The 5,829-nt window shown below is 46.3% G+C and carries 14 protein-coding genes and 1 pseudogene; 8 read left to right on the top strand and 7 right to left on the bottom strand.

Translation table 11 applies throughout. The features are described 5' to 3' along the window. Positions 1 to 343: 343 nt before the first annotated feature. Together A3OI_RS0118740 and A3OI_RS0118735 are read left to right on the top strand one after the other, a co-directional pair. The gene (locus A3OI_RS0118740) at positions 344 to 565 is read left to right on the top strand and encodes a TA system antitoxin ParD family protein (RefSeq protein ID WP_018405739.1); all 222 of its coding nucleotides are present in this window, start codon (positions 344 to 346) and stop codon (positions 563 to 565) included. Then, a complete protein-coding gene (locus tag A3OI_RS0118735) occupies positions 558 to 848 on the top strand; it encodes a type II toxin-antitoxin system RelE/ParE family toxin (protein ID WP_018405738.1) in 291 nt (96 codons plus the stop codon). Before A3OI_RS0118740 ends, A3OI_RS0118735 begins: the two co-directional genes overlap by 8 nt. Before the next feature lie 93 nt (positions 849 to 941). Here the strand turns inward: A3OI_RS0118735 and A3OI_RS20910 are convergent. The 6 genes and pseudogenes from A3OI_RS20910 to A3OI_RS0118705 all read right to left on the bottom strand — a co-directional run. Next, positions 942 to 1,367, bottom strand: a pseudogene (locus A3OI_RS20910) (GNAT family N-acetyltransferase); the annotation flags it as partial. A gap of 172 nt (positions 1,368 to 1,539) precedes the next feature. Then, positions 1,540 to 1,836, bottom strand: coding sequence for a 4a-hydroxytetrahydrobiopterin dehydratase (locus A3OI_RS0118725; RefSeq protein ID WP_018405736.1), 297 nt, complete (start codon positions 1,834 to 1,836; stop codon positions 1,540 to 1,542). A gap of 161 nt (positions 1,837 to 1,997) precedes the next feature. Then, positions 1,998 to 2,300 (bottom strand): type II toxin-antitoxin system RelE/ParE family toxin, encoded by a 303-nt coding sequence (locus A3OI_RS0118720; RefSeq protein ID WP_018405735.1) that lies wholly within the window; start codon positions 2,298 to 2,300, stop codon positions 1,998 to 2,000. Continuing rightward, positions 2,297 to 2,578, bottom strand: a complete 282-nt coding sequence (locus A3OI_RS0118715) for a type II toxin-antitoxin system Phd/YefM family antitoxin (protein ID WP_018405734.1) — start codon at positions 2,576 to 2,578, stop codon at positions 2,297 to 2,299. Before A3OI_RS0118715 ends, A3OI_RS0118720 begins: the two co-directional genes overlap by 4 nt. 175 nt (positions 2,579 to 2,753) lie before the next feature. Next, a complete protein-coding gene (locus A3OI_RS0118710) occupies positions 2,754 to 3,074 on the bottom strand; it encodes a hypothetical protein (protein ID WP_018405733.1) in 321 nt (106 codons plus the stop codon). Then, entirely contained in the window at positions 3,067 to 3,291 is a 225-nt protein-coding gene (locus A3OI_RS0118705; protein ID WP_018405732.1) for a hypothetical protein, read from the bottom strand. Before A3OI_RS0118705 ends, A3OI_RS0118710 begins: the two co-directional genes overlap by 8 nt. 155 nt (positions 3,292 to 3,446) lie before the next feature. On the opposite strand from A3OI_RS0118705, the gene A3OI_RS0118700 reads away from it, so the two are divergent. The 6 genes from A3OI_RS0118700 (at position 3,447) to A3OI_RS0118675 (ending at position 5,348) form a co-directional block, all read left to right on the top strand. Further along, positions 3,447 to 3,719 carry a type II toxin-antitoxin system Phd/YefM family antitoxin gene (locus A3OI_RS0118700; protein ID WP_018405731.1) on the top strand — a complete coding sequence of 91 codons (273 nt, stop codon included), beginning with the start codon at positions 3,447 to 3,449 and terminating at the stop codon, positions 3,717 to 3,719. Next, the gene (locus A3OI_RS0118695) at positions 3,700 to 3,972 is read left to right on the top strand and encodes a Txe/YoeB family addiction module toxin (protein ID WP_018405730.1); all 273 of its coding nucleotides are present in this window, start codon (positions 3,700 to 3,702) and stop codon (positions 3,970 to 3,972) included. The genes A3OI_RS0118700 and A3OI_RS0118695 overlap by 20 nt, the downstream gene beginning before the upstream one ends. Positions 3,973 to 4,117: 145 nt before the next feature. Beyond that, complete coding sequence (locus A3OI_RS0118690) at positions 4,118 to 4,360, top strand: type II toxin-antitoxin system ParD family antitoxin (RefSeq protein ID WP_018405729.1); 243 nt, start codon at positions 4,118 to 4,120, stop codon at positions 4,358 to 4,360. Beyond that, positions 4,357 to 4,659, top strand: coding sequence for a type II toxin-antitoxin system RelE/ParE family toxin (locus A3OI_RS0118685; RefSeq protein WP_018405728.1), 303 nt, complete (start codon positions 4,357 to 4,359; stop codon positions 4,657 to 4,659). The genes A3OI_RS0118690 and A3OI_RS0118685 overlap by 4 nt, the downstream gene beginning before the upstream one ends. A 131-nt stretch (positions 4,660 to 4,790) precedes the next feature. Continuing rightward, positions 4,791 to 5,030: an addiction module protein gene (locus A3OI_RS0118680; protein ID WP_018405727.1), complete on the top strand. Its 240-nt coding sequence runs from the start codon at positions 4,791 to 4,793 to the stop codon at positions 5,028 to 5,030. Between the two features lie 3 nt (positions 5,031 to 5,033). Beyond that, complete coding sequence (locus tag A3OI_RS0118675) at positions 5,034 to 5,348, top strand: hypothetical protein (protein WP_018405726.1); 315 nt, start codon at positions 5,034 to 5,036, stop codon at positions 5,346 to 5,348. 97 nt (positions 5,349 to 5,445) lie between these two features. Here A3OI_RS0118675 and A3OI_RS22475 read toward each other — a convergent pair whose 3' ends face one another. Next, a complete protein-coding gene (locus A3OI_RS22475; protein WP_228703045.1) occupies positions 5,446 to 5,601 on the bottom strand; it encodes a type II toxin-antitoxin system RelE/ParE family toxin in 156 nt (51 codons plus the stop codon). Positions 5,602 to 5,829 lie beyond the last annotated feature (228 nt).

The following is a 5,829-nucleotide window of genomic DNA, read 5'->3' as shown; positions in this document are numbered from 1 at the left end:
TGGTACCTGAAAACTGACCCTCTCGCCACTCTGTTGCCACTCTCACACCGCCCGATCTGACATGAATTTAGGCAAAATCGCCAACTGGACAACTAGGCTGACAGAGGGGGAACTCATCAACTAGCAACTTGAACGAATCACATTCATATTTGTATCTATGATCGAGTTTCACGCATACGGTTGGATCAAGCTTCACTATCCTAAGTGAAACGCCCTGTGCGGACCCGCATGCAGGGTGTTGTGGGGGCTGAGGGTTAGATACCCTCGGCTACCCGATTACAACTTGCCTCAATTGTGGCATATTGCTACAATACTGGCCGTGCCCAGTTCAGAGGAATATACCATGGCGACAACTAGCATACGGTTAGACCGAGACCTTATTGATAAAGCTACCATAATAGCTAAAGCGCTGAACCGCACACCACCCAAACAAATTGAGCATTGGGCAAAAATTGGCGAGATTATGGAAGATAACCCCGATTTGCCCTACGAGTTTGTGAGGCAGGTGGTTGTGGCAGAAGCCGAAAGAGAAGCTGGGAAACTGGAGAGCTACGACTTTGGTTGAGGTAATCCGTGTTTTACAAACGCCGACTTTCAAAAAAGCAGTCAAAAAGTTAAAAGCAAGCCAGAAAAAAGAGCTCGATATTGCGGTTAAGGCTCTGATGGCTCAGCCACATTTAGGCGAGCAAAAAAGAGGCGACCTAGTTTTTTTGCGAGTATACAAATTTAAAATGAACAATCAGCTAACGTTGCTAGGATATGGATTTGACGATAACACGTTGATTCTTGAACTAATGGCGCTCGGATCACATGAAAATTTCTATCGCGATATCAAGCGGCACGCGTAGAGTTGTAACGTCGCAAATCACCGGCGGTAAAAAGCAGAGCGAGGAACGAGCGGCGCTTTTTGCCGTCCGTGTGCATTTGCCTTGTTATGCTTCTTACTCAATTCCATTGCGTTGGTAATGTAATATGGCATTACTATCTTCTTTCACAAACTTCATTTCTGAAAATTCTGCTATTTTAGATGAGGCTTCATTTCCTTTTTTCACCTCGGCTCGTATAGGCTCTTTGATTCTGTTTGCAAGTAAACTGACCATCCATTTTCCTACTCCCTTTCCTCTGGCTTTTGTAGAAACAGTCCATGATAGTTCATAGATTCCATTATCATAATCGGCTCTAACAGTGCCTACAGGAACCCCGTTTTCTTCTGCTACATACAAGTTTCTATTTTTATTCAGCAAAGTTGATTTCAACCATTCTATGTGATCTTCTAATTTTACTTCGCCAGTCGTATGACTTGCCATTCGTGTAGCTTTATCATTACGCCATTTGAGTAACATTTCGGCATCTTCTAACGAAGCAGGCCGTAAAGATAGGTTCTGTTCTGTTCTGTTCTGTTCTGTTCTGTTCTGTTCTGTTCTGTTGGCATGGCTTGTCTCCTTTTCAGATTGTCAAGTGCGATTTTGTTTTTTTGAAGGCTAACGTTGCAATTCACTGGCGCGCAGCGAAGCGTAGCGTCCAAGTGGAATTGCCTTGTTAGATTAATTTCGATATTTCCTGTGCTAACTCAAAATCTCTCTTCGATATACCACCGGCCTCATGTGTTGTTAAGTTTATAACCACGCTATTATATACATTGGACCATTCAGGATGATGATTCGCCTTCTCTGCAAGTATTGCTACTTTGGTCATGAAACCAAAAGCTAAAACAAAATCAGGAAACTTAAACTCTCTGTATAACTTGCCTTCCTTGATACACCACAAACTCCCAGAGTCTTTATTGAGATTTTTCAGTGAAGCATCTATAACACTTTGACTGCAACTTTCTATCATCTAAACCTCCAAATAACTACAAAATTAAAATCTATATGAAATGTTTTTGGTGTCTTCCAAAAAATGTGCGTCTTATTATGTATTTTAAAATATAACGCCCGGCTCACGCGCCGGTTTGGAGCCGCTAAGCGGCGGAAAATCGGTCGCTGTGCAGCCGCTGGTTATGTTTCATCATCATCGACCTCGGACATCCGCAACAACTGGCTACTGCGACGCACAGTCAGAATATCAACCTGATCTTTGACGCTGTAAATAACCCGATAGGTTCCAAATATCAGTTCTCTGATGCGCGGCGACCCCACCTCGGGAACCATACGCCCACTTTTAGGAAAGTCGGCTAGCTGCTCTACCGTGGCGAATAAACCATCAACCCACCGTAGCGCAGCATCTGGGTTATCTTCTGCTATATAACGAGCAATATCATCGACACGCTCCAGCGAAAGCGGGGACCAAACAATCTTCATTGACCCAGCCTGCTCAAAACCCGAGCCTTCGCGTCTTCATGCGCAATACCATCCCCGGAGGTTATCTGTTCTTCGGCCTTATACACCTCTTCCAGCACTTCCAGACGCTCTTGCATCCTCTCGTACTCGTGGGCACCCACCAATACTGCAACGCCACGACCTCTCTGCGTCAATACCATAGGGCGGCGGGTTTCATGGAGCTGCTTGACAAATGTGGCTACCCCTGCTCGGAATTCAGACAGAGGACGGATATCTTCATCTACACGGACCCTAGACATGGCATTCACCTCAAGTACGTTTTAGCGTACATTAAAGAGTACGACATTGCCTACAGGCAGACAAGGTGTCCGAGGGAAGAAACATAACGCTTGCAGCATGCACGCCCTTGGAATGGAGCCGAAGACGCAATGGAAAGGGCGTCGCCATGCCTGCACTGGTTATGTTTTCTTGATATTAGCGACGCTTTCTCAGCCAACTCGAAGAATCGATATGGACAAAATAGCCAAAGTCGTCGGTTGGGCTTTCAGATTGCGCAGCAACAAGTTTTTCTCCGCAATATGGGCAGAATTTGATTTCGACGGCAGTCATCCAAATCATTTCGCCAACTTCTTCAAGGTAATGGTTTTCTTGCAAATCATCCTCTGTCGCCAGTCTTTCGACAAATAAGCACCAGCCGAGGTCGTCATCTTCGAAAAAGGCTGCGCCCGACCGAACCGCTACACCATTCTTTGGCATCTGATCGCAGTCATGCATGAGGTTTTCCAAGCTATCCATTAATTTCGTCCACAAACACCTGTCTTTTTATTGCATCCGCAATTGCGAAATCCAACCGTGCGAGCAATTCCTCGAACAATTCATTAGGTCGCCTGGATAACATTGCGAGGCACTGACCTTCATCAGACGCAGTAGCTGCACAGCGAATCGGACCAGCCCTTCCGATAGAAATTTCGCCTGAGTTATCAATCAACGTTTCAATATTTTCAAATTTCATATACGGGAATCAGACTCCTTAAAAACATAGCGCTGCCAACACTCGCAGCTTTGCAGTGGAGGCGAAGCCGCAACGAAAAAGCTGTCGCCGTGCTTGGCCTTGTTAGGGCTATTGCGATATAGTTGTACGGAGTTTCCGTACGTAATGGTGGAATTATGGATGTCATCAGTGTAAACAAATTCAGAGACAACCTGAAAAGCCTTGTAGAGCAGGTTGTTAGTAGACACGAGCCCCTCAAAGTGACGCGTCGTGCCGGAGAAGCGTTCGTGATCATGAGCGCTGAGGACTGGGAGAGAGAGCAAGAAACGCTGCACGTTCTTCAAAATCGAGACCTGATGCAACAGATTGTGGCTTCCCTCGATACTCACAGCCGTGGTCAGGGATACATACCTAATGATGAGCAGATGAATGAGATCACTGGTATTTGAGGGCAGCACCTGGGAAGCATATGAAAAGATGCGCGAAAAGGACAAGAAGCTGCACAAAGCTCTCTGCAAACTGCTGAAAGAAATACTCCGATCAGACCAGCCATCAACTGGCATCGGGAAGCCTGAGCCACTTAAACATAACTTATCAGGCTTGTGGTCAAGACGCATCTCCCAGAAGGATAGGCTCATATATCGGTTCGACGACAGATCCATTTATATTTTCGCCATTGGAGGACATTACGACCAGCCATAACGCCTCAAACACCGGCGTGGTGAAGGTGGCGGCTTTTGTGCGCTTTTTTGCACAAAAGGTAACAGCTTAGCCATGTCCGCGTGCTTTGACTTGTTATGAGCTTTATACCATAATTAGGTATATATTGGTACACGGGAGCAAAATCATGGCTAAAAATACAAGTATTACACTGGGTGACCACTTTGATGGCTTTATTTCTGACCAAATTCAAAGTGGGCGCTATGGCTCTGCAAGTGAAGTAGTACGTGCAGGCTTGAGGGTTCTTGAAGATAAAGACAGTAAACTTAATGTACTGCGCCAAATGCTGACAGATGGTGAGGAAAGCGGTATAGCAGACTATAGCTACGATAGTTTGATGGCTGAATTGGATACTGAAAATGATATATGAATACATTTACTTTAACTCGGCACGCTAAAGCAGACTTGAAGTCTATAGCTAAATTTACTGAAAAGCGTTGGGGGCGAGAGCAACGTAATATTTATATTAAACAGTTTGATGATACCTTTCATGTGCTTTCTGACACACCAGAAATAGGAAGTAATTGTAATTATATAAAAGAAAATTACCAAAAATTTCCTCAAGGTAGTCACATTATTTTTTATCGAATGACCGGCACAAACAGCATACAAATTATTCGTATTCTCTACAAAAACATGGATGTGCTATCAAAGTTTGGCAGCTCATAACGCTTAGATAACCGGCGCCGGAGCGCAGCGGAGGGAACCAAAAAAGCCTGCTTTTTTGGCGTCCGGTTGACCGCCTTGTTAGGGCCGTCGAATCGGGATAACATAATCGTATCGCTACTCGCGGAGGCACCATGACTACGAACACATTAAAAAACCACCTACGCTCCCAGATTTCGACTCTCTCCGAGTCGGAACGTGCAGCGCTGGCTCGCGAGCTAATAATGAGCCTGGACGGCCCCCGTGACGACTCTGTTGGACAGGCCTGGAATGATGAAATTATTCGCCGTGTGTCCAAGGTCAAAAGCGGTAAGGCCACACTTCTCAGCCGCGAAGAATTTCGAACAAAGATGCGAGCGAGGCTAAATCAATAAAAAATGCGAACGGTAAGGATACTGGAAGAAGCCTCGCAGGACGCGATAGAGGCCGCAGCATGGTACGAATATGAGCAACCTGGACTCGGAGCCGAGTTCTTCGCAGCTGTTGACGCTGCCATCGACGTTATTGAAGAAAACTTCATCCCCTTATCACCTCTCCCCGAAGACACAAGCCATACCGGTGCAAAACGACTGATTCTGGAACGCTTCCCGTACGACATTGTCGCGATTGAGTTGCCGGAGGAAAGCGTAGTGATCGCCGTTGCCCATCAGTCCCAAAAGCCTGGCTATTGGCGGACGCGCAGTAAGCCCTAACGCTTTTGTTCAGCGGCAGCCTTGACAGAGCGAAGCGGCGACAATGGCGCGGGGCCTGGATGGAAGTCTTGCAGCTGCGCCGGAAACATAGTCGCCACTAATCCAGAAGCCTTTCAGGTGCATCCATGTCCTCGTGCAGGACACGAACAATAAGCATCTCTGATTCAAGCACTCGGTAAAAAACAGCGTGATGCTCGACCTGCAATCTGCGATACCCAGGAAGAACATGGGCGTAGTTCGCGCCCAATGTCATCAACTTAAGCCCCAAAAGTCCATTATGATCCTCTGAGTCACCAAGATTACCAATCGTGAGACAGCCTATTATTGAATCGACAGGCGATTAAAATCAGAGTCTAACCCGAAATCAGCTCCAAAGACCGTCAATGGTGTATTTGCAGGTGTGTCAGAGCGATTTAAGCACTATTCAGGGCGAGCGTCATCCGACCGGTGGCCAGCACAGTCTGTCAGGAAATCTTGTTAA

Source organism: Marinobacter gelidimuriae (genome assembly GCF_000372805.1).
GTDB classification, from domain to species: domain Bacteria; phylum Pseudomonadota; class Gammaproteobacteria; order Pseudomonadales; family Oleiphilaceae; genus Marinobacter; species Marinobacter gelidimuriae.
This window is presented reverse-complemented; position numbering and strand designations above follow the sequence as displayed.

Coding starts and splice junctions, on each gene's coding strand:
- A3OI_RS0118740 (WP_018405739.1), top strand. CDS start 344: ATGGCGACAACTAGCATACGGTTAGACCGAGACCTTATTGATAAAGCT.
- A3OI_RS0118725 (WP_018405736.1), bottom strand. CDS start 1,836: ATGATAGAAAGTTGCAGTCAAAGTGTTATAGATGCTTCACTGAAAAAT.
- A3OI_RS0118720 (WP_018405735.1), bottom strand. CDS start 2,300: ATGAAGATTGTTTGGTCCCCGCTTTCGCTGGAGCGTGTCGATGATATT.
- A3OI_RS0118715 (WP_018405734.1), bottom strand. CDS start 2,578: ATGTCTAGGGTCCGTGTAGATGAAGATATCCGTCCTCTGTCTGAATTC.
- A3OI_RS0118710 (WP_018405733.1), bottom strand. CDS start 3,074: ATGGATAGCTTGGAAAACCTCATGCATGACTGCGATCAGATGCCAAAG.
- A3OI_RS0118705 (WP_018405732.1), bottom strand. CDS start 3,291: ATGAAATTTGAAAATATTGAAACGTTGATTGATAACTCAGGCGAAATT.
- A3OI_RS0118700 (WP_018405731.1), top strand. CDS start 3,447: ATGGATGTCATCAGTGTAAACAAATTCAGAGACAACCTGAAAAGCCTT.
- A3OI_RS0118695 (WP_018405730.1), top strand. CDS start 3,700: ATGAGATCACTGGTATTTGAGGGCAGCACCTGGGAAGCATATGAAAAG.
- A3OI_RS0118690 (WP_018405729.1), top strand. CDS start 4,118: ATGGCTAAAAATACAAGTATTACACTGGGTGACCACTTTGATGGCTTT.
- A3OI_RS0118685 (WP_018405728.1), top strand. CDS start 4,357: ATGAATACATTTACTTTAACTCGGCACGCTAAAGCAGACTTGAAGTCT.
- A3OI_RS0118680 (WP_018405727.1), top strand. CDS start 4,791: ATGACTACGAACACATTAAAAAACCACCTACGCTCCCAGATTTCGACT.
- A3OI_RS0118675 (WP_018405726.1), top strand. CDS start 5,034: ATGCGAACGGTAAGGATACTGGAAGAAGCCTCGCAGGACGCGATAGAG.
- A3OI_RS22475 (WP_228703045.1), bottom strand. CDS start 5,601: ATGACATTGGGCGCGAACTACGCCCATGTTCTTCCTGGGTATCGCAGA.